Origin of the sequence: Thalassolituus sp. ST750PaO-4 (genome assembly GCF_020320405.1) — a bacterium.
GTDB classification, from domain to species: domain Bacteria; phylum Pseudomonadota; class Gammaproteobacteria; order Pseudomonadales; family Oceanobacteraceae; genus Venatoribacter; species Venatoribacter alkanivorans.
Window position 1 is genome coordinate 247,856 of the sequence record NZ_JABVCB010000012.1, and the last position, 24,215, is coordinate 272,070.

The 24,215-nt window shown below is 54.8% G+C and carries 25 protein-coding genes; 10 read left to right on the top strand and 15 right to left on the bottom strand.

Translation table 11 applies throughout. The features are described 5' to 3' along the window. Window positions 1-65 precede the first annotated feature (65 nt). The 5 genes from HUF18_RS14235 to metH all read right to left on the bottom strand — a co-directional run bounded on the left by HUF18_RS14235 (window position 66) and on the right by metH (window position 8,271). Window positions 66-554, bottom strand: a complete 489-nt coding sequence (locus tag HUF18_RS14235; protein WP_145468554.1) for a DUF934 domain-containing protein — start codon at window positions 552-554, stop codon at window positions 66-68. After that, a complete protein-coding gene (locus HUF18_RS14240) occupies window positions 538-2,199 on the bottom strand; it encodes a nitrite/sulfite reductase (RefSeq protein ID WP_225692656.1) in 1,662 nt (553 codons plus the stop codon). Before HUF18_RS14240 ends, HUF18_RS14235 begins: the two co-directional genes overlap by 17 nt. Window positions 2,200-2,368: 169 nt before the next feature. Then, window positions 2,369-3,160, bottom strand: a complete 792-nt coding sequence (locus tag HUF18_RS14245) for a glycerophosphodiester phosphodiesterase family protein (RefSeq protein WP_225692657.1) — start codon at window positions 3,158-3,160, stop codon at window positions 2,369-2,371. Between the two features lie 38 nt (window positions 3,161-3,198). Beyond that, window positions 3,199-4,557: an MATE family efflux transporter gene (locus tag HUF18_RS14250; RefSeq protein ID WP_225692658.1), complete on the bottom strand. Its 1,359-nt coding sequence runs from the start codon at window positions 4,555-4,557 to the stop codon at window positions 3,199-3,201. Window positions 4,558-4,560: 3 nt separating this feature from the next. Continuing rightward, entirely contained in the window at window positions 4,561-8,271 is a 3,711-nt protein-coding gene (gene metH, locus HUF18_RS14255; protein WP_225692659.1) for a methionine synthase, read from the bottom strand. A 143-nt stretch (window positions 8,272-8,414) separates the two neighbouring features. Here metH and nfuA point away from each other — a divergent pair, with 143 nt between their 5' ends. Beyond that, window positions 8,415-9,005: a Fe-S biogenesis protein NfuA gene (gene nfuA / locus HUF18_RS14260; protein WP_145468562.1), complete on the top strand. Its 591-nt coding sequence runs from the start codon at window positions 8,415-8,417 to the stop codon at window positions 9,003-9,005. A gap of 68 nt (window positions 9,006-9,073) precedes the next feature. Here the strand turns inward: nfuA and HUF18_RS14265 are convergent, their stop codons facing one another. Then, a complete protein-coding gene (locus HUF18_RS14265; RefSeq protein WP_186435864.1) occupies window positions 9,074-9,376 on the bottom strand; it encodes a PilZ domain-containing protein in 303 nt (100 codons plus the stop codon). Window positions 9,377-9,645: 269 nt separating this feature from the next. On the opposite strand from HUF18_RS14265, the gene HUF18_RS14270 reads away from it, so the two are divergent. The 8 genes from HUF18_RS14270 (at window position 9,646) to HUF18_RS14305 (ending at window position 15,621) form a co-directional block, all read left to right on the top strand. Next, a complete protein-coding gene (locus HUF18_RS14270) occupies window positions 9,646-10,818 on the top strand; it encodes a fused response regulator/phosphatase (protein WP_145468566.1) in 1,173 nt (390 codons plus the stop codon). Beyond that, the gene (locus HUF18_RS14275) at window positions 10,815-11,309 is read left to right on the top strand and encodes an STAS domain-containing protein (RefSeq protein WP_145468568.1); all 495 of its coding nucleotides are present in this window, start codon (window positions 10,815-10,817) and stop codon (window positions 11,307-11,309) included. The genes HUF18_RS14270 and HUF18_RS14275 overlap by 4 nt, the downstream gene beginning before the upstream one ends. A gap of 36 nt (window positions 11,310-11,345) precedes the next feature. After that, window positions 11,346-12,371 carry an NAD(P)H-dependent glycerol-3-phosphate dehydrogenase gene (locus tag HUF18_RS14280; RefSeq protein WP_225692660.1) on the top strand — a complete coding sequence of 342 codons (1,026 nt, stop codon included), beginning with the start codon at window positions 11,346-11,348 and terminating at the stop codon, window positions 12,369-12,371. A gap of 51 nt (window positions 12,372-12,422) precedes the next feature. Further along, on the top strand, window positions 12,423-12,716 hold the full coding sequence (locus HUF18_RS14285) for a DUF4389 domain-containing protein (protein WP_186435865.1): 294 nt from the start codon (window positions 12,423-12,425) through the stop codon (window positions 12,714-12,716). Continuing rightward, a complete protein-coding gene (gene sixA, locus HUF18_RS14290) occupies window positions 12,713-13,177 on the top strand; it encodes a phosphohistidine phosphatase SixA (protein ID WP_145468574.1) in 465 nt (154 codons plus the stop codon). The genes HUF18_RS14285 and sixA overlap by 4 nt, the downstream gene beginning before the upstream one ends. Window positions 13,178-13,274: 97 nt before the next feature. Beyond that, complete coding sequence (locus HUF18_RS14295; RefSeq protein ID WP_225692661.1) at window positions 13,275-14,060, top strand: alpha/beta fold hydrolase; 786 nt, start codon at window positions 13,275-13,277, stop codon at window positions 14,058-14,060. Further along, window positions 14,057-14,899 carry an alpha/beta fold hydrolase gene (locus tag HUF18_RS14300; protein ID WP_225692662.1) on the top strand — a complete coding sequence of 281 codons (843 nt, stop codon included), beginning with the start codon at window positions 14,057-14,059 and terminating at the stop codon, window positions 14,897-14,899. Before HUF18_RS14295 ends, HUF18_RS14300 begins: the two co-directional genes overlap by 4 nt. Continuing rightward, a complete protein-coding gene (locus tag HUF18_RS14305) occupies window positions 14,896-15,621 on the top strand; it encodes a lipoprotein intramolecular transacylase Lit (protein WP_225692663.1) in 726 nt (241 codons plus the stop codon). Before HUF18_RS14300 ends, HUF18_RS14305 begins: the two co-directional genes overlap by 4 nt. A gap of 25 nt (window positions 15,622-15,646) precedes the next feature. Here HUF18_RS14305 and HUF18_RS14310 read toward each other — a convergent pair whose 3' ends face one another. From HUF18_RS14310 to HUF18_RS14335, 6 genes are all read right to left on the bottom strand, one after another. Next, a complete protein-coding gene (locus tag HUF18_RS14310; protein WP_145468581.1) occupies window positions 15,647-16,264 on the bottom strand; it encodes an RluA family pseudouridine synthase in 618 nt (205 codons plus the stop codon). Next, the gene (locus HUF18_RS14315) at window positions 16,261-17,562 is read right to left on the bottom strand and encodes an ABC transporter substrate-binding protein (RefSeq protein WP_225692664.1); all 1,302 of its coding nucleotides are present in this window, start codon (window positions 17,560-17,562) and stop codon (window positions 16,261-16,263) included. Before HUF18_RS14315 ends, HUF18_RS14310 begins: the two co-directional genes overlap by 4 nt. 98 nt (window positions 17,563-17,660) lie before the next feature. Continuing rightward, a complete protein-coding gene (gene trhP / locus HUF18_RS14320; protein ID WP_145468585.1) occupies window positions 17,661-18,995 on the bottom strand; it encodes a prephenate-dependent tRNA uridine(34) hydroxylase TrhP in 1,335 nt (444 codons plus the stop codon). A gap of 100 nt (window positions 18,996-19,095) precedes the next feature. Next, complete coding sequence (locus tag HUF18_RS14325; protein ID WP_225692665.1) at window positions 19,096-19,641, bottom strand: hypothetical protein; 546 nt, start codon at window positions 19,639-19,641, stop codon at window positions 19,096-19,098. Between the two features lie 72 nt (window positions 19,642-19,713). Then, window positions 19,714-20,232, bottom strand: a complete 519-nt coding sequence (locus tag HUF18_RS14330; RefSeq protein ID WP_145468590.1) for a hypothetical protein — start codon at window positions 20,230-20,232, stop codon at window positions 19,714-19,716. Further along, window positions 20,229-21,272 carry an MBL fold metallo-hydrolase gene (locus HUF18_RS14335; protein ID WP_225692666.1) on the bottom strand — a complete coding sequence of 348 codons (1,044 nt, stop codon included), beginning with the start codon at window positions 21,270-21,272 and terminating at the stop codon, window positions 20,229-20,231. Before HUF18_RS14335 ends, HUF18_RS14330 begins: the two co-directional genes overlap by 4 nt. A 447-nt stretch (window positions 21,273-21,719) precedes the next feature. On the opposite strand from HUF18_RS14335, the gene HUF18_RS14340 reads away from it, so the two are divergent. Further along, window positions 21,720-22,085 carry a hypothetical protein gene (locus HUF18_RS14340; protein WP_145468594.1) on the top strand — a complete coding sequence of 122 codons (366 nt, stop codon included), beginning with the start codon at window positions 21,720-21,722 and terminating at the stop codon, window positions 22,083-22,085. A 1-nt stretch (window position 22,086) separates the two neighbouring features. Here HUF18_RS14340 and HUF18_RS14345 read toward each other — a convergent pair whose 3' ends face one another. The 3 genes from HUF18_RS14345 to HUF18_RS14355 are packed head-to-tail and all read right to left on the bottom strand — an operon-like array spanning window position 22,087 to window position 24,163. Next, complete coding sequence (locus tag HUF18_RS14345) at window positions 22,087-22,704, bottom strand: IMPACT family protein (protein ID WP_225692667.1); 618 nt, start codon at window positions 22,702-22,704, stop codon at window positions 22,087-22,089. Window positions 22,705-22,712: 8 nt separating this feature from the next. Further along, window positions 22,713-23,801, bottom strand: a complete 1,089-nt coding sequence (locus HUF18_RS14350; protein ID WP_225692668.1) for a class I SAM-dependent methyltransferase — start codon at window positions 23,799-23,801, stop codon at window positions 22,713-22,715. Then, window positions 23,801-24,163: a hypothetical protein gene (locus tag HUF18_RS14355; protein ID WP_225692669.1), complete on the bottom strand. Its 363-nt coding sequence runs from the start codon at window positions 24,161-24,163 to the stop codon at window positions 23,801-23,803. Before HUF18_RS14355 ends, HUF18_RS14350 begins: the two co-directional genes overlap by 1 nt. Window positions 24,164-24,215 lie beyond the last annotated feature (52 nt).

Here is a 24,215-nt window from a genome sequence, read left to right on the forward strand (position 1 = left end):
GGGGATGTGCCATGCCCCCGGCGCAGAATCTGACATTGTCAGCACTGCGCGGGGGCCGGAAAGAACTAGCGGCGACGGAACAGCGGGCGCTGATCGTTAACGTCGTTCTGATAGCAGACGGTGAAGGTCGCGAACGCAGCCAGAGCGTCGTTCAGATCCTGATCGTCACGCAGTGCAAAGCTGTTGAAGCCACAGCGGTTCATAAAGAACAGCTGGTCGATCAGTACGTCACCGACAGAACGCAGTTCGCCTTTAAAACCATGACGTTCACGCAGCAGGCGGGCGGTGCTGTAACCACGGCCGTCGCTGAATTTCGGGAAGTTCACGGCAATCAGTACAAACTGACGGCAATCATCGCCAATCAGGTCGGCGGTTTCATCACTGTTCAGCAGCAGGCCGATTTTACCGGCCTGGGCCAGCGGCAGCAGGGCAGCAGCGTTTTCCTGCCAGCGCTTGAGGCTGATGATGCCGTAGTCAGCGATGATGGCATCGTCTTCGATCAGGTGCCATTCGTCGTTGCTGACGAGCTGGCCTTGTTTAATGAGCTGGGCCATAGATCGCCTCCTTGAATGGGTCATGACCGATACGACGGTAGGTTTCGAGGAAGGTTTCACCTTCGCTGCGCTTGGCGACATAGAAGTCGAGAATCTTGGCGATGATGTCCGGCATCTGATCGCGGGCGAAAGATGGCCCAAGGATCTTGCCCAGTGACGTGTTCTCGCCAGCGTTGCCGCCGAGAGAGATCTGATAGAACTCTTCGCCTTTCTTATCGACACCCAGTACGCCGATATTACCAACGTGGTGGTGACCACAGGCATTCATACAACCGGAAATGTTCAGGTCGATTTCACCCAGATCGTGCAGATAATCCAGATCATCGAAGCGCAGCTGAATGGCTTCGGCAACCGGAATGGACTTGGCGTTGGCCAGAGCACAGAAATCGCCGCCCGGGCAGCAGATCATATCGGTCAGCAGACCCAGAGTCGGCGTGGCCAGACCCAGCGCTTTCGCTTCCTGCCACAGGGCAAACAGTTCACTCTGTTCGACATCGGCCAGTACCAGATTCTGCTGGTGCGTAGAGCGGATTTCACCAAAGCTGTATTTGTCGGCCAGCATGGCGATCTGATCCATCTGCTCTGCAGTTACATCACCCGGTGGTGTGCCTTTCTGCTTCAGCGTCAGGGTCACGATGGCGTAACCGGCCTGCTTGTGGGCGCGCACGTTGCGCTGCAGCCAGCGGGCAAAGACGGCATTTTCAGCGCGGGCTGAGGTCAGCTCGGCGGGTTCATCGCTCAGTGTTTTGTACGCCGGGTCGGTGAAGTGTTTTTTCACGCGTTCCAGTTCGGCCGAGGTCAGTTTGCTGTCACCGTTTTTAATGCGTTCCCACTCGGCTTCAACCAGCTCAGCCATACGCTCAACACCCAGTGCTTTCACCAGAATCTTGATACGGGCTTTGTACTTGTTATCACGGCGACCAAACTGGTTGTACACACGGATAACAGCATCGAGATAGGTCAGCAGGTCTTCTTCTGGCAGGAAGCTGCGGATTTCTTCACCCACGATCGGCGTACGGCCGAGGCCACCACCGACCAGAATGCGATAGCCGATCTGGCCTTCGGCATTGCGGATAATGTTCACGCCAATGTCGTGTACCTGAATGGCAGCGCGGTCAGCACCGGGCACCGCGTTCACGGCAATTTTGAACTTACGCGGCAGGAAGGCGAATTCCGGGTGGAAGGTCGACCACTGGCGGATGATTTCGCAGTACGGACGCGGATCAACGGTTTCTTCCGCAATGACCCCGGCATATTCGTCGGTGGTGGTGTTACGGATACAGTTACCGCTGGTCTGCACGGCGTGCATCTGAACTTCAGCCAGATCGGCCAGAATCTGCGGGCACTGCTCCAGTTTCGGCCAGTTGAACTGCACGTTCTGACGGGTCGAGAAGTGGGCATAGCCTTTGTCATATTCACGTGCGACACGCGCCAGGGCACGCATCTGAGCCGAGTTCATCTGACCGTAAGGCACAGCAACACGCAGCATAGGCGCGTAGCGCTGCACGTAAATGCCATTTTGCAGGCGCAGTGGCAGGAACTCGTCATCGGCGATCTTGCCGGCGAGATAGCGCTCCATTTGCCCCTTAAACTGGGCGACGCGCTCATTCAGCAGTTGCTGATCGTACTCATCGTATACGTACATAAAAAAACCGGTTGCTAACCTGTGGTTATTAGAAAAGTCGTTATGGCGGCGAACGATAGCAGAGCTTGTATATTCTTAAAATTAATATTTATCTATATACAAATAACCGTTTGATCTAGCAGCGATCAGCTGGCTGCGGCATTCCGGCGCCATATTTTTCAGCGCGGTATCAGTGGCTGACACTGCCGCCGCGGGCATTGCCCAGTGCCTGCTCCAGGGCCTGCGGCAGATCGGTAAAGACACCGTCGACACCGGCCTGCAGCAGGCGCTGGGCGGTGTCCGCATCATTCACGGTAAACACCAGCATATGGTAGCCCGCCTCACGGATGGCACTCACCTGTGCGGCATCGAAAAATTCTTTGGCGAAATGCAGTCCGGCGCAGTCGGCTTCTTCCAGGCGATGCTGCCAGTCGGCCGGAATGGCTTCGACGTTCAGCGCGCGGGTGATGTGGGGCATATGCCGGCGCGCAGATTGCAGTGCGTGGATACTGAAGCTGCTGAGCAGCAGTGGCTGCTCAAAGTGAACCTGCTGTAAGGCTTTATGAATGGCCCAGACGGTTTCCGGCTCGCGCCCTATGGTCGGTTTGATCTCAAGATTCAGTCCCAGCTCCAGATGATTGGCCAGCACCAGCAATTCCGACAAAGTCAGGATCTGTTCGCCACGATACTGCTCAGCAAACCAACTACCGACATCGAGCTGCTTCAGCTCAGCCAGACGCTTCTGAATCACCAGTCCGTCACCGTCCGAGCAGCGCTTAAGATCGGCGTCGTGGTGAATAACGGCAATGCCGTCGGCAGAAATGGTGACATCAACCTCGGCCCAGCGTGCTCCCTGACGTGCCGCCAGCTCAATGGCTGCGCGGGTATTTTCCGGCGCATGGCCGCTGGCACCACGATGGGCAATAACAGGGCTTATCTCTTCGTAGGCGTCAGGGCTGGAAAAAGGAATCATGGTAGGCATGGCTGGACTCGGTGTGGTTGATCCGGAGTTGATGATCGTTAAATAGAAATATGAGCCCAGCGGCGGGAGCGCCAGATCAGGCCATAAATCAGCGACAACGTAATACGTTGGCCGCCCTGAAGCAACCAGATTCCCAACAGACCGAAGCCCGCGACAGGCCCTGCCAGAAAGGCCAGCGGCAGCAGTATGCCCCATTGCATCAGCAGGTTAATGTGCATCACCTGACGGCTGGCACCGGCGCCCAGCAGTGCCTGGGTCAGCACCATGGCGGTGACTTCAAATACGATATTGATGCCGGTAATGCGCAGTGGCCAGAGTCCCAGCTCGATCAGGTGCTGCTCCGGAGTAAACAGGCGCAGCACCAGCTCAGGGAATAGCCACAACGGCAGACCGAGCAGGGCCATCATCAGCATGGCCACCCGTACCACCTCCCAGCCCCAGCGGTAAGCGTCATCGCGGTCACCACGTCCCAGCGCATGACCAACCAGACTGGTGGAAGCAATGCCGAGCCCCACGGCTGGCAGAATCAGCAGCAGTGCGAGGCTGATCAGAATATGGCCGATGGCCTGCTCCTGAGTGCCGACCTGGCCGATGATCCAGAACAGCACACTGACACCAAGAGCGAACAGTGTTTGCTGGGTCGAGTTGGGCAGGGCAAGGCGCATCACGCTCAGAATGGTGCCGCGGCGGGTGCGGTTATGGCCATGGAAGCGCTGACGGTGACGGGTAAAGGTCTGCCAGAAATACAGCGCACAACCAAAGAACAGGGCGATGGTGGTGCCGATGCCGGAACCGACGGCGCCCAGTCCCTGCCAGCTGCCAATACCAAAAATCAGCAGATAGCTGACGCCGACGTTCACCAGATGCATCACCAGCAGTGTCTGCAGATAGGTTTTGCCTTCTCCTATGCCGTTCCAGAAACCACGGAAGACAAAGTTCATGCCTACGGCAACGGTGGCCAGTGTGCGCCATTCAAAATAAGGCACTGCAATATCAAGCACTTGCTGGTCGGAATTAAAGAGCGGAATCAGGTAGGGCGCGATCAGAACAAACAGCAGCGTAAGCGGCAGGCTGATGGCGAGGGCGAGGATAAGACCGGCGATTAAGGGTTCGAACAGGCGCTCATGTTCACCGGCGCCGAAGCGTCTGGCGACCAGTGCCTGCACACCGGCAGATAAACCCATCACCATCGACACGGTAATAAAGGTGGCATAACCGCCGACACCAACACCGGCGAGAGCGGCATCGCCGAGGCGCCCGACCATGGCCGCATCGACCAGATTGATCAGGCTCTGTGACAGCATGCCGCCGATAATCGGCACGCCTATGGTGAGGATGCGCAGCAGCCGCTGCGGTTCAATCCGCAGCAGGCTGCTTAACGGCTGCAGCCAGTTCACAACTCAGCGGTCGTAGCTGAGGTTGGGGGCCAGCCAGCGCTCCATCTGCTCCAGATCCATTCCTTTACGGGCGGCAATATCCGTTACCTGATCTTTATCGATCTTGCCCAGACCGAAGTATTTGGCGTCCGGATGTGAGAAATACCAGCCGCTGACGGAGGCTGCCGGGGTCATGGCGAAGTTTTCGGTCAGGCTGACGCCGGTATTGGCTTCGGCATTGAGCAGGCGGAACAGGGTGGCTTTTTCAGTATGATCCGGGCAGGCCGGGTAACCCGGTGCCGGACGGGTACCTTTGTAGTTTTCTTTGATCAGCTCTTCATTGCTCAGCTGTTCATCACTGGCGTAGCCCCACAGCTCCTTACGCACAATTTCATGCAGACGTTCGGCAAAGGCTTCGGCCAGACGGTCGGCCAGTGCCTTGATCAGAATGCTGTTGTAATCGTCATGTGCTGCGTCGTAATCGTTGGCCAGTTTTTCGGCTTCGATACCGGCGGTGACCACGAAAGCGCCCATGTAGTCGTCGACACTGCCTTCCGGCGCCACAAAGTCAGCCAGCGAGTAGTTAGGCTGGTCGTTGGGCTTATCGGTCTGCTGACGCAGCTGATGCAGAACCGCCAGCTCAGCGCTGCGGTCTTCATTAAATACCGCAATATCGTCCGCACCTCGGCGCTGCGCCGGCCACAGGCCAACCACACCACGGGCATTGAAGAGTTTTTCATCGATGATGCGCGCCAGCATTGCCTGGGCATCTTTGAACAGGGCCGTGGCGGCTTCGCCAACCACTTCGTCTTCCAGAATGCGCGGGTATTTGCCGGCCAGTTCCCAGGACATAAAGAACGGTGTCCAGTCGATGTATTTGGCCAGATCGGCAATATCGAAGTCTTCGTAAACGGTGATGCCCAGCTTGTTAGGCTTGGGTGGCTGGTAGTTATCCCAGTCGCCCTGATAAGCGTTGGCGCAGGCCTGTTCGTAAGTCAGGAGGGCCTTGGCTTTACGGTTGGCATTGCGGATACGCACGGCTTCGTATTCGTCGCGGCGTTCGGCAATAAACTCGGCTTTGGCGGCCGGAGTCACCAGCTTCTGCGCTACGCCAACGGCGCGGGACGCATCGGCAACATAAACGGCGATGTCGTTTTTGTACTGCGGCTCAATTTTTACCGCGGTGTGTGCCTTGGACGTTGTGGCACCACCGATCATCAGTGGCAGATGGAAGTCGAGACGCTGCATCTCGCGCGCCACGTGCACCATTTCATCCAGCGACGGGGTAATCAGACCCGACAAACCGATGATGTCGACGTTTTCTTCTTTGGCAACCTTCAGAATCTTCTCCGCCGGCACCATCACGCCGAGGTCGATCACCTCAAAGTTATTACACTGCAGCACCACACCAACGATATTCTTGCCGATGTCGTGCACGTCGCCTTTAACGGTGGCCATCAGGATCTTGCCCTGGGTTTCCGACTTGCCGTTTTTCTCGGCTTCGATAAACGGCAGCAGGTAGGCCACGGCCTGCTTCATAACGCGGGCGCTTTTTACCACCTGCGGCAGGAACATTTTGCCCGAGCCGAACAGGTCGCCGACCACGTTCATGCCGTCCATCAGCGGACCTTCGATCACTTCGATCGGACGGGCGAAGCCTTTGCGGGCTTCTTCGGTGTCTTCTTCGACGTAAGCGTTGATGCCTTTTACCAGGGCATGGGTCAGGCGCTCACGCACCGGCAGGCTGCGCCACTCTTCGGTTTCTTTTTCCTGCACGCTGCCGTCGCCACGGTATTTCTCGGCGATTTCCAGCATGCGGTCGGTACCGTCGGCGCAGCGGTTGAGGATCACATCTTCAACGCGCTCTTTCAGTTCCGCCGGCAGGTCGTCGTATACCGCCAGCTGACCGGCGTTGACGATACCCATGCTCATGCCGTTCTGAATGGCGTGATAGAGGAACACGGAGTGAATGGCTTCACGTACCGGCTCGTTACCGCGGAAAGAGAACGATACGTTGGAGACGCCGCCGGAAATCTTGGCGTGGGGCAGGTTCTCGGTGATGTACTTACAGCTGTTGATGAAATCAACGGCGTAGTTGTTGTGTTCTTCGATGCCGGTGGCAACGGCAAAGATGTTCGGGTCGAAGATGATGTCTTCCGGCGGGAAGCCGACTTTATCGACCAGTACGCGGTAAGAGCGCTCGCAGATTTCATTCTTACGCGCTTCGGTATCGGCCTGGCCGTCTTCGTCAAAGGCCATCACCACCACGGCGGCGCCATAACGCAGGCAGCGCTTCGCTTTGGCTATAAATTCTTCTTCGCCTTCTTTCAGGCTGATGGAGTTCACCACCGCCTTGCCCTGAATGCACTTCAGGCCGGCTTCGATGATTTCCCACTTGGAGGAGTCGACCATGATCGGCACCCGGGCGATATCCGGCTCGGAGGCGATCAGGTTGAGGTAGCGCACCATGGCCGCCTGGGAGTCGAGCATCCCTTCGTCCATGTTGATATCGATGATCTGGGCGCCGTTCTCGACCTGCTGGCGGGCGATCTCCAGCGCTTCGTCATAGTTTTCTTCGATAATCAGACGCTTGAACTTAGCCGAGCCGGTGACGTTGGCGCGCTCGCCGACGTTCACAAACAGGCTGTCTTCGTCAAAGTTGAACGGCTCCAGACCCGCCAGGCGACAGGCAGGTTTGATGTCCGGCAGGGCGCGAGGCGGGTGTTTGGCCACCGCTTCGGCAACGGCTTTGATGTGCGCAGGGGTCGTGCCGCAGCAGCCGCCGACAATGTTCAGGAAGCCGGAGGCGGCAAATTCTTCGACGATCACGGCCATTTCGGCAGCGGACTGGTCGTATTCACCAAACTCGTTCGGCAGACCGGCATTCGGGTGGGCCGAAACAAAGGTGCTGACTTTTTTCGACAGTTCTTCAACGTGTGGGCGCAGTTCTTCGGCGCCCAGTGCGCAGTTCAGGCCGACCGACAGCGGACGGGCGTGGGCAACCGAGTTCCAGAAGGCTTCTGCGGTCTGGCCCGACAGGGTGCGGCCGGAAGCGTCGGTGATGGTGCCGGAAATCATAATCGGCAGCTCTTCGCCACGCTGTTCGAATACTTCCTGCGCGGCGTAAATCGCGGCCTTGGCGTTCAGGGTATCAAAGATGGTTTCGATCAGAATAATGTCGGCGCCACCGTCCATCAGGCCGTGAGTGGCTTCCACATATTCTTCCACCAGCTGATCAAAGCTGATGGCGCGGTAGCCGGGGTCGTTTACATCCGGGGAAATCGACGCGGTTTTGCTGGTTGGCCCAAGCACGCCGGCAACGTAGCGCGGAATACCGGTGTCACGCTCGACTTCGTCGGCCACGCGGCGGGCGAGAGCGGCGGCTTCGCGGTTCAGTTCCGGGACCAGATCTTCCATCTGATAATCGGCCTGGGAAACGCGGGTCGAGTTGAAGGTGTTGGTTTCAACGATGTCGGCGCCGGCCAGATAATACTGTTTGTGAATACCGGCAATAATGTCCGGCTGAGTCAGTACCAGCAGGTCGTTGTTGCCTTTGACATCCTGACTGATGTCGGCAAAACGGCTGCCACGGTAATCTTTTTCTTCCAGCATGTGCGACTGAATCAGTGTGCCCATGCCGCCGTCCAGAATATGGATACGCTGCTTCAGGTTGTCTTTCAGGCGGGCGATACGCTGTTGGCGAATGGCCGTAAGGGAAGAGGTAGTCTGACTCATAAATCTCTGATGTCTTAAACCGGAAAAATGGCGCCGGATTGTACCAGAGGTGGAAACACTTGTCTTATCCAACCATTTTGCTGGGGTATTTCGCCGCGCAGCGCCATTCGTTACAATGGCGACACTTGATAGAGGTAAAGACTATGACAACCTATGTAACCATCACCCCGGATGCGGAAGACTATCTGGCACAGTTGCTGGAAAAGCAGAATGTCGAGGGGATGGCTGTTCGTGTTTTTATTACTCAGCCCGGCACCAAATACGCTGAAACCTGCCTGGCCTACTGCCGTCCGGAAGAAGTTCATGCCTCAGACCAGTTGCAGGCAATGGACAAGCTGCGGGTGTTTGTTGAGGCGATGAGCATTCCTTATCTGGAAGAATCCATCATCGATTTTGCCAAGGACCGCATGGGTGGTCAGCTGACCATCAAGGCGCCGAATGCCAAAATGCCAAAGGTTACCGCCGACAGTCCGGTGGAAGAGCGCATCAACTATTTGCTGTATACCGAAATCAATCCTGGCCTGGCAGCACATGGTGGCGATGTCAGTCTGGTTGAACTGACCGAAGATGGCGTGGCTGTGCTGAAATTTGGCGGCGGCTGTCAGGGATGCAGTGCGGTGGATATGACTCTGAAAGATGGTGTCGAAGCGTCGCTGATTGCCAAGATCCCGGAAGTAAAAGCGGTACGTGACGTGACGGATCATACTCAGGCCGATAATGCTTATTTCAAATAATGCATAAGCACGTTGTCTGAAACAAAAAAGCCAGCAGATTGCTGGCTTTTTTGTTCCTGATTGAACCGTCAGAGAAAAGAATCGATGGTTGCGCCTATGCGGTAGTTTTCACTGCCGTCTTCTTCGATCCGGCAAACCGTTACCTGAGCTTCCAGCGGGGTGGTGTAGCCTCCGCCACTGGATACCGTCAGGCGGCCACTCATGCCCATGGGGATGGCCTCAAAGTGCTGCAGCTGTACGCCACTGCTGCTGAGGTCCAGACAGGTCAGGTCGTAGCTGTTGCCGTCATTGAGCGTCAGGGTCGCCGGAGCGGATACCTGCATGCGGATAAAATTCCGTTTTTCTTGGTAGTTTCTCGCCAGACTGGACATGGTTTTTCTCCTTATTAGAGTCTTTCCGATGCTATCGTGGTGACTAATTTTTGTACATTGAGAAAAATTCAGCATTCCCCGTGCCATAAGCGCCTTCAGCTAATAATTTAATCCCGCTAAAAGTCTGCTTTAAGAACCATTATCAGTGCTTAAATCAGGAACCTGACTGTGCGGAGAGTTTTTTGCCGGGCGGCTTAATTTTAGGGATTGCAAGGGGGGGCAGATGACGTTAGTGTTCGCCCCAATTGAGCGTATGCCGGGAGTTACTGATGGCCGCGAGTGTGCTGGTCATTGACGATGATTCGACTGTCCGCGATAGCATGGTTGCCTTTCTGGATGACTATGATTATCAGGTGCTGTCTGCCGCCTGTGGCCGCGAGGCTTTACAGCTGCTGGCCGAGCGCAGCGTGGATGCTGTTGTCTGTGACCTCAAGATGCCAGGTCTGAACGGCATTGAGCTGCTTGAAAAGCTGAAGCAGCAACAGCCTTTGTTACCGGTGATTGTCGTCTCTGGCGCCGGGGTGATGGATGATGTGGTGAAGGCTTTGCGCTTGGGAGCTGACGATTACCTGGTGAAGCCCATCCTGGATATGGAAGTGCTGCATCACTCGCTGAAAAAGTCCCTGCAACGTGCACAGCTTGAGGCAGATAATAATGCCTACCGCGAGCATCTTGAAAAAACCAACACCGAGCTTAAACGTGGCCTTGATGAGCTGCGTAATGATCAGCTTGCCGGCCGTCAGGCGCAGTTGCGCATGTTGCCCGAGCCGGTATTACTCGACGGCATCCGCTGCGACCATAAAATCATCCCTTCACTGATGCTCAGCGGCGACTTCCTCGACTATTTCGAACTGGACGATAAACGTCTGGTGTTTTACATCGCTGATGTGTCCGGCCATGGTGCATCTTCTGCATTCGTGACGGTGTTGCTGAAAAACCTGACTTACCGCCTGCGCCGCAATCTGCAGCGTGGTTCCAGTGATGACCTGCTGCATCCGTCGCAGGTATTGGCCCGTATCAATTCAGAACTGCTGGCCTCTGAGCTGGAAAAACACCTGACTATGTTTTACGGCGTGATTGATACCGCAACCCTGATGCTGGAATACAGCGTTGGCGGCCATTTTCCAATGCCGGTGCTGCTGCATGGTGATTCGGCTGAATATCTGACCGGGCGTGGTATGCCGGTGGGCATGTTCCGTGAAGCTGAATATCAGAATTATCAGTTGCAACTGCCGGAACCCTTCAGTCTGTTGTTGTTTTCGGATGGAATACTGGAAATCATGGCGGAACCGACCTTGAATGATAAAGAAGCCTTATTATTAAAGGTGGCGGCAAAAAGTCGCGGTAACCTTGAGCAGATCTGTGGGCAGCTGGGTATTGACGACCTCCCTGAGGTTCCGGATGACATCGCGATGGTTGCTATTGGCCGGGGTGTGTTATGACATCAGGTAAAGTGCAGGTAGCCTTTTGCAAAGGCATTCATGTGATCCGACTCATCGGTGATGTCCGTCTTAACCTGTGCTCTGCACTGGAGCACTACCTTGATGACATCCTGAACCATCCGGATTTTGATAACGTCATCGTTGATCTGTCACTGGCGGAAGGTGTCGACAGCACAACACTGGGTCAGATTGCCAAAATATCCATCATCTGCCGCGAACGTTTTGGCATTACTCCAACGATCTCCAGTCCTAATCCGGGCATTACCCGGATTCTGCTCAGCATGGGCTTTGACCAGGTTTTCCATATTATTAATGAACCGTTCTCGGATGAGGCCGATTTTCGCGAATGGGCAGCGGATGCTGTCGATGAAGATAAGGCACGCGAACAGGTTATTTCTGCTCATCGGGTTCTGATGAGCCTCAATGATAAAAATAAAGATGCATTCCGGGAGTTGGTTGATTCGCTTGAATCTGACCGTTTCCACTCTTAACAGCTGAAATTCATCCTGCGAACCCAAGGGGGCTAAGTGGTCATCCAGAAGGCGGCCGTAATCGGCGGTGGCAGCTTTGGCACAGTAGTGGCCAATATTCTTGCCGACAATCAAATACACACCGTGCAGTGGATGCGCAACGATGACGTTGCCCGCAGCATCAATGAGCAGCACACCAATCCACAGTACCTGCCGGATGTCAGTCTGAATCCGTCACTGACGGCGACCACTGATCTGCTTGAGGCGATTCGCGGAGCGGAGGTGATTTTTGTTTCTGTGCCGAGCAAATCGGTACGTGAAGTAGTGTCGTCATTTGCAGCTGAACTGACACCGGATCAGGCGCTGGTCAGCACCACCAAAGGTATTGAACCGGACGGTTTCCTGTTGATGAGCCAGGTACTGGCGGAGATTTGCCCGGACAATCCGGTCGGTGTCCTCAGCGGCCCCAATCTGGCCAAAGAGATTGCCAAACGCGAGTTGGCGGCAACTGTTATTGCCAGTGAAAACAGTGACTTACGACGCAATATTCAGGAAGCGCTGAGCTGTCCTTACTTCCGTGTGTACGCATCCAACGACCTGTATGGGGTTGAGCTGAGTGGGGCTCTGAAAAATATCTACGCCATTGTGTCCGGTTTCGTCGCCGCTCTTGGCATGGGTGAGAACACCCGCAGCATGATTATTACCCGCTCGCTGGCCGAGATGAGCCGCTTTGCCGTAGCGCTGGGAGCCAACCCGCTGACATTCCTCGGCCTGGCAGGTGTGGGTGATCTGGTGGTGACCTGTACATCACCGCTGAGCCGCAATTACCGGGTTGGCTACGCCATTGGGCAGGGTAAAAGTCTGGCTGAGGCCGTGGACGAACTGGGCGAAGTGGCTGAAGGTGTTAATACCTTGCGTTATGTCAGGGCAAAAGCGCAGGAATTGAGTATTTATATGCCCCTGGTGATGGGCGCTTATGAGGTATTGTTCAATGCGGCCGATCCCCGGGTGGTTGCGCAGGGTCTGATGACCGGCGAGCATGCCTCTGATGTGGAGTTTGCCTTACCCCGCTGTGAAATATAACGCGGACAGGGTTGTCAGTATGGTTGCGCAATTTTATTCATGAGGTCAGAAATGAACGATTTTAAAGAAAATGTCACATCCGATGCGTTCTGGTTAAAAACGCTCTATATCATCGGATTTTTCATCGTTTACCGTGTGCTGGATCTGGTTTTGCTGCTGATTACTCTGGTGCAGTGGGTGTTCCGTCTGGTATCCGGCGAGCCGAATGCGTCGCTGACGGAATTTGGCCAGGCACTGGGAGAGTATGTGAAGCAGATTATTCACTACCTGACTGGCGCCAGCGATGAAAAGCCTTTTCCGTTTCAGGACTGGCCTAACAGTAAAGAGAAGGCTTCTGCCGAGTGAAAATCTGTATTGTTCGTCATGGTTCTGCGGTCAGTGGGGCTGTTCAGGATCAGAATCGCGGCCTGACTGACAGGGGTGCCGGTCAGGCCGCAGGTGCCGGCCGCTGGCTGGCACAACAAACCTTTAACAATCCCCGCATTCTTGCCAGTCCTTTTCTGCGTGCACAGCAAACGGCACAGGCCATTGCCGGGAGTCTGGGATTGGCGGTTGAAACCATGCCGCATCTGGTGCCGGACGGTGATGTTCAGCAGTTGCTGAATGATCTTTCCGCCCAGGAGCAGGATCTGATTCTGGTGTCGCATTTACCCCTGGTCGGTCATCTGGCTGCCATGCTGGTTGATGGCCAGCTGTATGATCAGCCCTGGTCGCCGGCTGAATGCTGGATTCTGCAGGGGGATCTTGCTGCCGCCGCTTGTATGAGTGTCGATGCTGTCTGGTACCCGGTGCTCGACGGACTGTGAAATGTATTGTGGCCGTTAAGCTCCGATAACGGCCGCATTCCCCCTTGTGTTGTTTCCCGCATGGTTATAGCGTTGCGTTTTTTTATTGCGCGCGTTTATGAAAGATATTCTCCATTTTTCTCATGCCAATGGTTTTCCGGCTGGCACCTATCGGGTGTTATTCGAATCGCTGTCGGCCCATTACGATGTACGCAGCATCGATCGAATCGGACACAATCCGGATTACCCGGTCACCGATAACTGGCGCCATCTGGAAGCCGAGCTGATCCACTATTTTGAGCATCATTACCGGCAGCCTGTGATTGCCGTGGGGCACTCGCTCGGAGGGCTGCTGAGTCTGATGGTGGCAGTAAAGCGCCCTGATCTGGTAAAAGCCCTGGTCATGCTGGACTCTCCGGCATTGTCACCCCTGGAGGCTAATGGCCTGCGACTGGTTAAACGCCTGGGGCTGGTTGATAAAGTCACACCGGCCGGACGGACAGAAGGGCGGCGCAGTGAGTGGGCTTCGCAAGAGGATGCCATTGAGTACTTCCGCGGCAAGTCGTTGTTGCGCTATTTCGATGAGCGCTGTCTGAAGGACTATGTGCAAAGCGGAACTGAGGCGACAGCGAATGGCGTCGCTCTGCGTTTTGATCCGGATATTGAAATGAAGATTTACCGCACGGTGCCGCATAACCTGCGTATCCGTTCCGGACTTCAGGTTCCTGGCGCTGCGCTCGGCGGTGAGCACAGCAAAGTATTCCGCCGTCTTAATGGCGCTTACATGCAAAGCCGCCTCGGTATGAAAGTGCGCTGGCTACCGGGCAGTCATATGTTTCCACTGGAGCGTCCGGAGCGGACGGCGGCGGTGATTCATCAGTTATTAGGAGAGTTGCTGGCATGACATCCATTGAATGGCGGTGCCGCTTTGGTACTTTGCGTGGATTGCAGTGGGGGGAGCAGGTAAAGCCTAAAGTGCTGGCTTTGCATGGCTGGCTGGACAATGCCGCAACCTTTTCGCGGCTGGCGCCACTGCTGCAGGACGTCTGTGTTCTTGCCCCGGATTTGCCGGGGCACGGCCATTCCGACTGGTTGGGCGAAGGTGCCGATTATGCCATCTGGTCTTCGCTGGAAGCTTTATACGATCTGTTGCTGTCCGTGGATGAGCCTGTACACCTGCTGGGGCATTCAATGGGCTCGGCAGCAGGCATGCTGCTGGCTGGTGCTTTTCCTGACAGGATCGCTTCTTATGTTGCTCTGGACGCGCTGGGGCCGCTGACTACGCCGCCAGTTCAGGCGCCGGAGCAGCTGGCTAAAGCCATTACGGCGCCGGTAAAAACCACAACGCTGAAGGTGCATGCCGGTGCCGAGGACGCATTGGCCGCCAGAGTGCGGCAGAACCCGGAGTTGAGTCCGGAGTGCATCTGGCCGGTGGTCGAGCGTAACCTGCAATCACTGGAAGGCGGTGTCGGCTGGCGTACCGATGGGCGCCTGCGGGCGATCTCAAAGGTACGCCTGACCGAACCGCAGATCGAAGCCTTTATGGCCGCGATGAATATGCCTGCTCTGGTGTTGCGTGCCGAACAAGGGCTGATTCCGCGTGCGATGTTTGATCTGCGTATTAAGCACTTGCCACGGGCCACACTGGAAGAATTTCCGGGACACCATCATTTCCATCTGGAGGAATCCACGGTGACCGCTCTGGCAGCCCGGATTAACCGTTTCTGGCAGGATCTGGCATGAAGAGAATTCAGGGGCTGTGGTTTCTGACCTTACTGGGTGGATTTATCAGCTGCCTGGCGCTGGGCTGGCTGGTACAGGCCAAGCAGAATTACAGTTATGGCTTCTGGTATGACTGGTACAACATCGGCGCCCATATTGAGCGCTTCGGCCCGAAAAACCGCTATATCGCCGGACTGGAGCTTCTGGACAAAGAAGAGCATGTACGTCTTTTTGATGACATCAGTATTGCGGTACACCGGCATGGTGAGGGGCTGGCGGATATTCAGTTTGAGCATAATGGTCAGGCCGTGGGTCTGCTGCACCGGGCGGAAATAATTCATCTGCAGGATGTGGCCAACCTGATTGATGTGCTGTACAGCGCATCGCTGCTGATTGCTTTTGTCACATTATTGATGCTGGCTGGCTTGCTATGGCGGGGTACAGCACCGCTTTGGAAGCAGCAGCTGTTCTGGCTGCTGGGTACTTTGCTGATGGCCGGGGCTGTGGTGCTGATTATTGGCCCCAAAGAGGTGTTCTATCAGCTGCATGTATGGATTTTCCCGGATAATCATCAGTGGTTTTTTTATTATCAGGATTCGCTGATGAGCACACTGATGAAAGCGCCTGTGCTGTTTGGCGGCATTGCTCTGGCGATTATTGCTGGCGGGGTGCTGTTTTTTGCACTGTTTGTGTTATTGCTGCGCTGGCTTCTGAGGCTCCGCTCAGGGGCTGTACCTGCCTGAGCGGAGTTGCTGATAAGGTCCGGCGTCAGAACGGCGTTGGGCAAACAATCTGCAACGCTTCGCCGCTGCCGGGGTGGGTGAAATCCAGCTCACGGGCGTGCAGCATCATACGCGGCTGCTCTTTGGCACTTTCACCGGCGTAGAACACGTCGCCGACAATCGGATGACCCAGATTCAGCATATGCAGGCGCAGCTGATGGGAGCGTCCGGTTTTCGGATACATTTCCACCCGGGTTGTTTCTTCATCCTGTGCCAGTCGTTTCCAGCGGGTCAGGGCATAGCGGCCATTAACGTGGCTGATTTTCTGCAGTGGCCGGTTGGGCCAGTCCACGCAAATCGGCAGGTTCACGCAGCCCCAGTTGCCTTTCAGCTGGCCGATTACCAGGCTTTCATACACTTTGCGGGTCTTCTGCTTTTCGAACTGTTGCTGCACATGGGTAAGCGCGGCCTTATGGCGGGCGAAAACAATAATCCCTGATGTATCGCGGTCGAGGCGGTGGATCACATGCAGTTCGCCGAACTGTTCAGCCAGCAGAGAGAAGGCCGATTCGGGTATGTAGCGTCCGGGGACGCTCAGCAGACCGGCGGGCTTGTTCAGAATGATGATGTCGTCATCGGCCAGAATGATATCAAGGGGGGTCATTGTGGGTAGTTGTGTTTTTTCAGCAAAGATTGGTATGTACCGTCGGCTTTAATGCGTTCCAGTCCGGTATTGAATGCCTGAATCAGGGCTTCGGCCCCGGTTGCAGAGCGCGCGATACTAACACGCAGCTCGCGGCTCGCCAAAGGCGTAGCGATTCTCTGCAGGTGATTGGCAATATGTTCTTTGCTGTTCAGCTCAATATCCGCCATCCAGGAATCAACCAGGGCCAGGTCAATGGATTTGTTGGCCACTTCGCGGAACAGCTGGGAGCAATAATCCAGCTTCTGCAGATGAAACAGAGGGGCTATCTGGCTGAACGCCTGGCCATAATCGACACCATTGAAAACTCCGAGGCGGTAGCCTTTGTTTGTCAGGTGCTGCTTAAGCATATCCGGACTGGCATAGTCAAAGGGATCGTCGTCGCGCTTGATAAATACCAGGGTATTCTCCAGATAAGGGACGGAATAAAGCTGTGTGGCTGACGCTTGCTGAGGTTGCCAGGCGGCAATTTCTCCCTGCAGCTGACCTGCGCTGGTGTTTTCTTCGATCTTCAGGGCCGGAGCAAACACCAGTTCGACCTGATAGCCGGCACGCGCGAATGCAGTCGTTACAATATCGGCTGCAAGACCAAAACCGGGCAGGTTACTGCCCAGATAAGGTCCCCACGCGCGTGCCCCCAGCTTTACCGTTGGGGCGGCACTCTTGTATTCATCGGCCAGCTTTGAAATAGCCTGTGCCAGGCCATCCTGTTCGATGCTCAGGGATACCTGATCACGGAAGCTCTTGGTCAGGCTGACTCCTTCGATAATGACGTCAAATACCTGCCATTGCTTCTGCTTCAGATAAAGTTTGTAGTCGACCCGGATCGGTGGTGCGCCAACCCGCTGAATCTGGCTTTTAACAATGGCCTGATTGCCTTCGTCATTCAGACGGGAGTCTTCAAATAAAATGGTCTGGCCGTCAAAGGCGCGGAAAGCTCCGGCATAAGTGCGGATGACTTTCTCTTTAAAGGCAATGGTGAAGGTTTTTTGCTGCTCCATGGATGCCCGTTTCCAGTATTTACCCAGAACACGCTTGGCCATATAAACGTGGTCGACCACTGGCAACAGCAGCTCATCGACCAGTTGTTCAACGTAGTTCTCCTGATTCTGGACTAATTCCCGGTCACTGATCAGACGATCGGTCATGGCTTTGGCCGTGGTCTCGACCGTGGTTCGTGGTGCATCGTCTGCGGCCTGTACGGTCAGTCCGAACAGCAGGCAGGCGACAAACAGCACAGATTGCAGCGCGTATTTCATAACGTCCCCGTTTTTTGTTGTTTATCCGTGAGTTTACTCAGGTGAACTATAGAGAAGGCTTCTCTGACAGAGAAGCCCTGGCGCAGTTTGACCCTGATTCAGGCGGTTAATTCCGGCAGATTGCGGATCAGCAGCGCTTTGCTCAGATCTTCTGTGCAGACGCCCTGAGGACGGGGGATTTTGACAACAAAACCAGAACCGGGGGCATCATCGCGCGGCTTATTGTTACGGTCGAGAATGCTGTTCAGGGTAAAGCTGATGTTGCCTGCGGGGGTCATCAATTCCATTGAATCGCCACTTTCGAAACGGTTTTTAACGTCAAGCGTCAGTTCTTTATCGTCGCTGGCAACGACTTCAGCAACAAATTGCTGACGGGTACTGAGTGAACTGCCACGCTCATAATTCTGGTACTCGTCATGTACATGGCGACGGAAGAAGCCTTCGGTGTAACCACGGTTGGACATGTTTTCCAGGGTGTCCATCAGGTTTTTATCAAAGCGGCGACCGGCAACGGCATCGTCGATTGCCTTGCGGTAGGCCTGGGCGGTGCGCGCTACGTAGTAGTGTGATTTGGTGCGGCCTTCAATTTTGAGCGAGTGCACACCCAGCTCCACCAGCTTTTCGATATGCTGGATGGCGCGCAGATCCTTTGAATTCATGATGTAAGTGCCATGCTCGTCTTCGAAGGCTGGCATGTATTCGTTATCGCGGTTGCCTTCCTGCAGCAGGAAAATCTTATCAGATGGCTGACCAATCCCCAGTGTCGGGTCAAATTCGTTTACACCGGCCGGGATAACATCACCGGACAGGGTTTCCTGCGCTTCGTGAGCATCGTACTTCCAGCGGCAGGCGTTGGTGCAGGTACCCTGATTCGGATCACGGTGGTTCATATAGCCAGACAGCAGGCAGCGACCGGAATAGGCAATGCACAGTGCGCCGTGGACGAACACTTCGATTTCCATTTCCGGGCAGCGCTGGCGGATTTCAGCAATTTCTTCCAGAGACAGCTCGCGCGACAGAATGATGCGGCTTACGCCCTGGCGGCGCCAGAATTCAACCGAGGCGTAGTTCACCACGTTGGCCTGCACCGACAGGTGAATCACCTGATCCGGCCAGCGGTCTTTGACCATCATGATCAGGCCCGGATCGGACATGATCAGTGCGTCCGGGTTCATACCGATCACCGGCTCAATATCGCGCATATAAGTATCGATTTTACTGTTGTGTGGCGCGATGTTGCTGGCGACGTAAAACTGTTTACCCAGCTCGTGAGCACGGCCGATGCCATAGGCCAGATTGTCGAGGGTGAAATCGTTGTTGCGCACGCGCAGGCTGTAACGCGGCTGGCCGGCGTAAACGGCATCGGCGCCATAGGCAAAGGCGTATTCCATGTTACGTACGGTGCCGGCGGGAGAGAGTAATTCAGGTGTCATAAAAACAAATGCCCGGATAGAAAATCCGGGCATTATATCAGGCTGGCGGAAAGCTCCGCAGCCCGGGTCGGGCAAAAGCTGCGCGAAACTTGCGCTGGATCTATTCGCCGGCCGGTGTTTCCGTGTTGCTCTCTTCGGTCGGTGTTTGCGGAGCTTCTGTAACCGCTTCTGCGGCACGGTTAATGGCTTCGTTCAGAGCCTCCGGAGTATCAATAAACTCGTAGCCGGTAACGGCAAATTCCTGCAGGCGGAACAGGGTAACGGCCGAGTCCTGACGCTCCCAGTCACCGGTGCGGCTGCCGACTTCGTCAATCAGAATCTGATAGGGTGCTTTACGCATGGCGGGGTAGGCGAACATTCGGGCGATGATGCGCGGCATGCCACTGACATCGGCAACAAACACGACGTGATGTTCGGTCAGGTAGTTTTCGCCGGCTTTGGCCAGCATCTCTTTCACCAGATCTTTGCCTGGCATGTCGTGGGCAAAGATGACAAAGCGCACGTTGGCGGACATCTTAATAGGGGTGTCATGCTGATCGCGCAGGCGCAGGGTTTCCATTGAGGCTGGCGAGGCATAGCTCAGTGTACTGGCAAGCAGTGTCAGGCTCAGCGTGAATGCTTTGAGGGCTGAAGGCATCTTTCTCATAACAGTTCCTTGGTCGTTAGTGCGCGGGCTTCCGGGCAGTTTATCCTGAAAGCCCGCGGGCAGCATCCTGCTTTAATCAGCCAGTCCGAACAGGCTGACATCCGCTTCTTTCAGCCATGCGAAATAGGCTTTAGGCAGCGGAATGCGGCTGCTGTCGGTGATCATGTCGCGCCATTCTGACTGCAGGCTCTGCCAGTATTCGCGCAGATCACCCGTTTCGGCGCCCAGTTCGTCCATTTCATCGTAAATAGCGCTCAGGCTCTGGCGCAGCAGCTCAAGATCGTCACATTCGGCGTCGAACAGGGTTTCGGTGGCACTGTACAGGGCGGCGCAGCTGGCTTCCAGAATGCGATAGGAGAGCGAGTCTTCTTCGTTCTGTGCCAGACGCCACTCGGAAAAGGCCTCGTGAAAGCGCAGCAGGTTGGCTTCCGATTTCAGCTCGCCGCGCAGGTAGGACAGCACTTTGCTCAACAGCTTGCGGTAGGCTTCCGGATCGCCGTTTTGCTGCTCACACCAGAAATGGATATGTGGCAGGTTGATGCTGGCAATAGCGGCGCACAGACTGGCGCGCTGAATCGGAGTGGTGGTCACTGTGCAGATGCTCCTTCGGGGGCAAAGTATTGAATGCTGAATAAAGCAGGCAAGGTCCAGTCGCTGCCGGCAGGCAGGACGGCATTTAACCGCTCAATAAATTCATCCTGATTGGTGTTGCGGACAAAGCGCTGCTCGCCACTGAGGTCGTTGGCAAAAAAGTCTTCCCAGTGGCCCAGAATAAAATGTTTGGCTTGGGTGTTTTTCACGATGGACTCAGGGTAGTTATCAACCTGAGAGAATGACGCCGGACAAAGAATCGCGATGTCGATGTCTTTCTGATCATCCAGTTCTGGCACCAGACCCAGTGGTTCCTGACTGGCTGAATCCTGATAAAAAATACGGTAAGCGGGCTCTTTATTCTGATCAAGAAAATCGATCAGGAAGGCCAGCGTCTGACCTTCTTTCCAGCCAAAGGCATGCCATGGCAGCGATTCCTGCGGCTCATCATAGGTACCCTGCATAAACTTCATGCCCATAAAGTGGGGGGCATGAAAAGACTCCAGCGCCATGATGCGGATACGCCCGCTATGGCTGTATACCCATTCGCCGGGTTTGCTGATGTTGCCCATAAGATCGTTCATCACATGAATCCGCTCGGCAGGTACTGCAGGCATCAGCGTATTGGCCATGGTACGGGAACCATAGACATCTGCCTTGGTGGCGTACTGATTCATGATGTAAGGAACGTCCATCAGGTGATCATAATGAGCATGACCCACCAGAATCATTTCGGCATCGGACACATCCGGCAGGTATTGGTCGACACGCTCTTTATCGGTGCTGATCGGCATAAAAGGGCCGACGCGCATAAAGTGCGGGTTGGTAAAAGAAGGTGCTGTCAGCAGAGTGACGTCATCGTATTTGATCAGGTGGCCGCCAACGCCCAGATACTGAATGCTCAGCGGATGCTGCATGGTCGCTGGTGCTGTTTCCGGTGCATCAGCGTAGGTTGGAATGTGCAGCTTGCTGGAGCAACCGGACAGCAGAATAAGGATGGCTGAGATCAGCATCAGCAGATGAGAATGTTTTTTTGTCATTGTTGTTATGTCAGGTCAGGGAATGAAGGGCGGAATTGTAGCCTTGACGACCGCAGGAGGTAAGGGGGAATTGAACTTACTTGTCGCTCATGGGTCCGAGACCCGCGAATAAGGAAATGGTATTTAACGGTGGATATGATTTGGCCATATTACGCCATTGCGGTAATTCGCCGTTATTGTCAGGCTGGTTAAGTTATTCGCTAATACAGAGGATTTCCGGATAAATGAGCAGTAGGTCACGTTATCGCGAAGATATTTGTGAATATTGTATAAATCAGGGTTAATGATGGACGATCAGCGTTATATGTTTGGCGTCAAAGCACAAAGATTAGCGATGTGTATGCAATTCATTACAGGGCATTACGCATTCACGTTTTTGTGAGCTTGGCATAAAAATGTATATAGGCTATTGTCTGTTTTGTGTACAGCTGGCAGGTGTGTATTGGCATGGCAACCGTATTATTAAAAGAAAAAGACGACATATTAGTGCGAGGCAATATTATTGAGATAACCCCGCTGGGTTTTCAATGTGAATTGCAATTGTGTGAAATGGAACGTCTGCGTGACGAAGCCGGGCGCTATAAGAGCCTTGAGCTTGAGTTAACGGTTCGCAGTTATGCCGGCGAATGTACAATAAATGGTAATGGCAGTGTTTATTCTGTTCGCCGCGCCTCACAGACGCTGAGCGTGGTAACGGTTCGTTTTGGTGAACTTGAGCAAAACGCATATCGCCTTATATCCGAGCATTTAACACCCAATCCGGTATTTGATATTGACCAGGCCCGCTCTGCCCGCAAAAGCCGTCTGGCCTGAATTATTCTTTGATATATACGCCTGCCCGGACAAGGACGTCCTGCCTTAAACGATCATCCCCCTCTTTAATATCCACTTCCAGAATGACCCCCTGCGTATCATATTGTGTGTTTTGCAGTACACCGTCATAGCGTTCGGCCAGATATCTGATATGGGCCTCCTCGGCAAAATCACAGGCGATACGTAGACGCTGGCGGGGAATAATATGTTCGCAACTCTCTTCGTTCAGTTGTGCCAGAACGTCCTGTGCACTGCGGCTGTAGGCACGCTGCAGTCCGCCGGTGCCGAGCTTGGTGCCGCCGTAATAGCGAATGACAAACAGGGCACAATTTATCAGGTTTCCATGCCGTAATTGTTTAAGAATGGGCATGCCTGCGGTGCCGGATGGTTCGCCATCATCACTATAGCCTTCCTGCAATTGAAGGTTGCCATCCGCATTGGCAGGCGTTGGCTGCACACGGAAAGCCCAGCATATATGGCTGGCTTTCGGATGTGCCTGCCACTCGGTAGCCAGGCGGTTGCGTACGGACTCTTCGGAAGTAACAGGAATAATCAGGCTGATAAAACGGCTGCGCTTTTCTTCAGTTTCGGCCTGCAGACTGATCAATGGTTGCTGCATGTGCGGAATCAGCGTTTCTGGCAAAGGTAAACCGAGAAGCGGCTGTCGGAAGACAAAACCTCAACTGCGTGGAATTCCTTGCGCAGTTTGCCTGCGTAAGGGAGGTGGCGGTTGGCAATTACCAGTAGATGGCCACCTGATACCAGAGCCGCTGCGCTTTGCTCAAACATGCGCTCGGCAATATTGGTGAGTTGCTTATGACCATCGTGGAATGGTGGGTTGCAGACAATCCAGTCCAGAGGCTCTTCAATGCCGGCGAGAATGTCGCCATGATTCAGGGATACATCCAGCTTGTTCTGAATAGCATTGTGGCGGGCGGAACACACCGCCAGCCAGGAGTCATCGGTGAGAATGACGTCGAGTTCCGGATGCGCCTGTTTCAGCGTCAGGCCCAGCAGACCATTGCCGCAACCCAGATCGCACAGGCGCCCGGCAAAGGGTAAGTCGGTGTGCTGCAGCAAAACCCGGCTGCCAATATCATGCTGTTGACGGGAAAACACGCCGGGCAGGCCGGAAAGTGTCAGGCCTGTAGCGGTCTGATAGCCGCGCCAGATATCGGTTCTTTTTACGGCCGGTGCAAAGGTCAGTTCAAGCAGGCGCGCCTTCCTGACAACTCTTTCCTGGCGGTAGGTTGCGGCTTCCTGTTCCAGCCAGTTAAGCCAGCTGACCGGCATATGTTTCACCATGCCGGCCAGCAGGTAGCGGGTGTCTGCTGGCAGGCGCTCGCGACAGCACTGCAGCCAGTATTTCAGCTGTTCAAGGTTTTTCGGCAGTTTGATCAGAACCTGGCGTACTGTCGACGGGATCTGATCTTCGTCCAGAATCAGTTGATCGTTCGCCAGAGGGAGCTGGTTGTTGTAGTGATTGCGGCGGGTTGCTTCGCAGGCGCAGGCGCTGTCATGCCAGTTGATACCGTCCATGCCGCGAGCGGCCAGTGCACAGCTCAGTGCACCATGCCGGTCGTTGATCGTCAGGGTTTTGAGTGGCTCAATCCGGGTCAGCAGATAATCGTCTGCAGCATCCCAGGGCAGGGCGATATGATCAGGTACGAGCGGATGACAGGACAGTGTCAGTCCGGTGTTTTCCCAGACTGGCATCAGTAGAAATTGTCAAAATCTTTGCTGTCGAGCTGCTCAAGCAGGGTTTTGCTGCGCTCGGTGCGTTCTTCTGCTTTTTCCGCAACGGAGGATTCATTGCTTTGTTTTTTGGCTTTGTCGTCTTTTTTCTTGTCAGCGCCTTTGGCGGCAGGTCGTTCGGCACCAGCCGCTGGCTGGGTCAGCGCTTCTTTGGCTTCCGGATTTTCAAGCAGATATTTTTCAAATACAGACAGCGTTTTACGGCCTTTAAGGCGTTTGGTGTTCTGACGGTCTGCACCAGCTTCGCGCTTCAGTTTGGAAATGCTGCCGGTCTTTACTTTGTGGATGCGCTTCAGGGAGCGGGTTTTCTTAATGCGGGTCATCGGAATTATGCTGCGAGGTGCGTAGCCCGCCATTTTAGCGCAGTCCGTGAGG

Excerpts from the sequence above, each read along its gene's own strand:
- HUF18_RS14235 (WP_145468554.1), bottom strand. The coding sequence starts at position 554 with ATGGCCCAGCTCATTAAACAAGGCCAGCTCGTCAGCAACGACGAATGG.
- HUF18_RS14240 (WP_225692656.1), bottom strand. The coding sequence starts at position 2,199 with ATGTACGTATACGATGAGTACGATCAGCAACTGCTGAATGAGCGCGTC.
- HUF18_RS14245 (WP_225692657.1), bottom strand. The coding sequence starts at position 3,160 with ATGCCTACCATGATTCCTTTTTCCAGCCCTGACGCCTACGAAGAGATA.
- metH (WP_225692659.1), bottom strand. The coding sequence starts at position 8,271 with ATGAGTCAGACTACCTCTTCCCTTACGGCCATTCGCCAACAGCGTATC.
- nfuA (WP_145468562.1), top strand. The coding sequence starts at position 8,415 with ATGACAACCTATGTAACCATCACCCCGGATGCGGAAGACTATCTGGCA.
- HUF18_RS14265 (WP_186435864.1), bottom strand. The coding sequence starts at position 9,376 with ATGTCCAGTCTGGCGAGAAACTACCAAGAAAAACGGAATTTTATCCGC.
- HUF18_RS14270 (WP_145468566.1), top strand. The coding sequence starts at position 9,646 with ATGGCCGCGAGTGTGCTGGTCATTGACGATGATTCGACTGTCCGCGAT.
- HUF18_RS14275 (WP_145468568.1), top strand. The coding sequence starts at position 10,815 with ATGACATCAGGTAAAGTGCAGGTAGCCTTTTGCAAAGGCATTCATGTG.
- HUF18_RS14285 (WP_186435865.1), top strand. The coding sequence starts at position 12,423 with ATGAACGATTTTAAAGAAAATGTCACATCCGATGCGTTCTGGTTAAAA.
- HUF18_RS14295 (WP_225692661.1), top strand. The coding sequence starts at position 13,275 with ATGAAAGATATTCTCCATTTTTCTCATGCCAATGGTTTTCCGGCTGGC.
- HUF18_RS14300 (WP_225692662.1), top strand. The coding sequence starts at position 14,057 with ATGACATCCATTGAATGGCGGTGCCGCTTTGGTACTTTGCGTGGATTG.
- HUF18_RS14305 (WP_225692663.1), top strand. The coding sequence starts at position 14,896 with ATGAAGAGAATTCAGGGGCTGTGGTTTCTGACCTTACTGGGTGGATTT.
- HUF18_RS14310 (WP_145468581.1), bottom strand. The coding sequence starts at position 16,264 with ATGACCCCCCTTGATATCATTCTGGCCGATGACGACATCATCATTCTG.
- HUF18_RS14315 (WP_225692664.1), bottom strand. The coding sequence starts at position 17,562 with ATGAAATACGCGCTGCAATCTGTGCTGTTTGTCGCCTGCCTGCTGTTC.
- trhP (WP_145468585.1), bottom strand. The coding sequence starts at position 18,995 with ATGACACCTGAATTACTCTCTCCCGCCGGCACCGTACGTAACATGGAA.
- HUF18_RS14325 (WP_225692665.1), bottom strand. The coding sequence starts at position 19,641 with ATGAGAAAGATGCCTTCAGCCCTCAAAGCATTCACGCTGAGCCTGACA.
- HUF18_RS14335 (WP_225692666.1), bottom strand. The coding sequence starts at position 21,272 with ATGACAAAAAAACATTCTCATCTGCTGATGCTGATCTCAGCCATCCTT.
- HUF18_RS14340 (WP_145468594.1), top strand. The coding sequence starts at position 21,720 with ATGGCAACCGTATTATTAAAAGAAAAAGACGACATATTAGTGCGAGGC.
- HUF18_RS14345 (WP_225692667.1), bottom strand. The coding sequence starts at position 22,704 with ATGCAGCAACCATTGATCAGTCTGCAGGCCGAAACTGAAGAAAAGCGC.
- HUF18_RS14350 (WP_225692668.1), bottom strand. The coding sequence starts at position 23,801 with ATGCCAGTCTGGGAAAACACCGGACTGACACTGTCCTGTCATCCGCTC.
- HUF18_RS14355 (WP_225692669.1), bottom strand. The coding sequence starts at position 24,163 with ATGACCCGCATTAAGAAAACCCGCTCCCTGAAGCGCATCCACAAAGTA.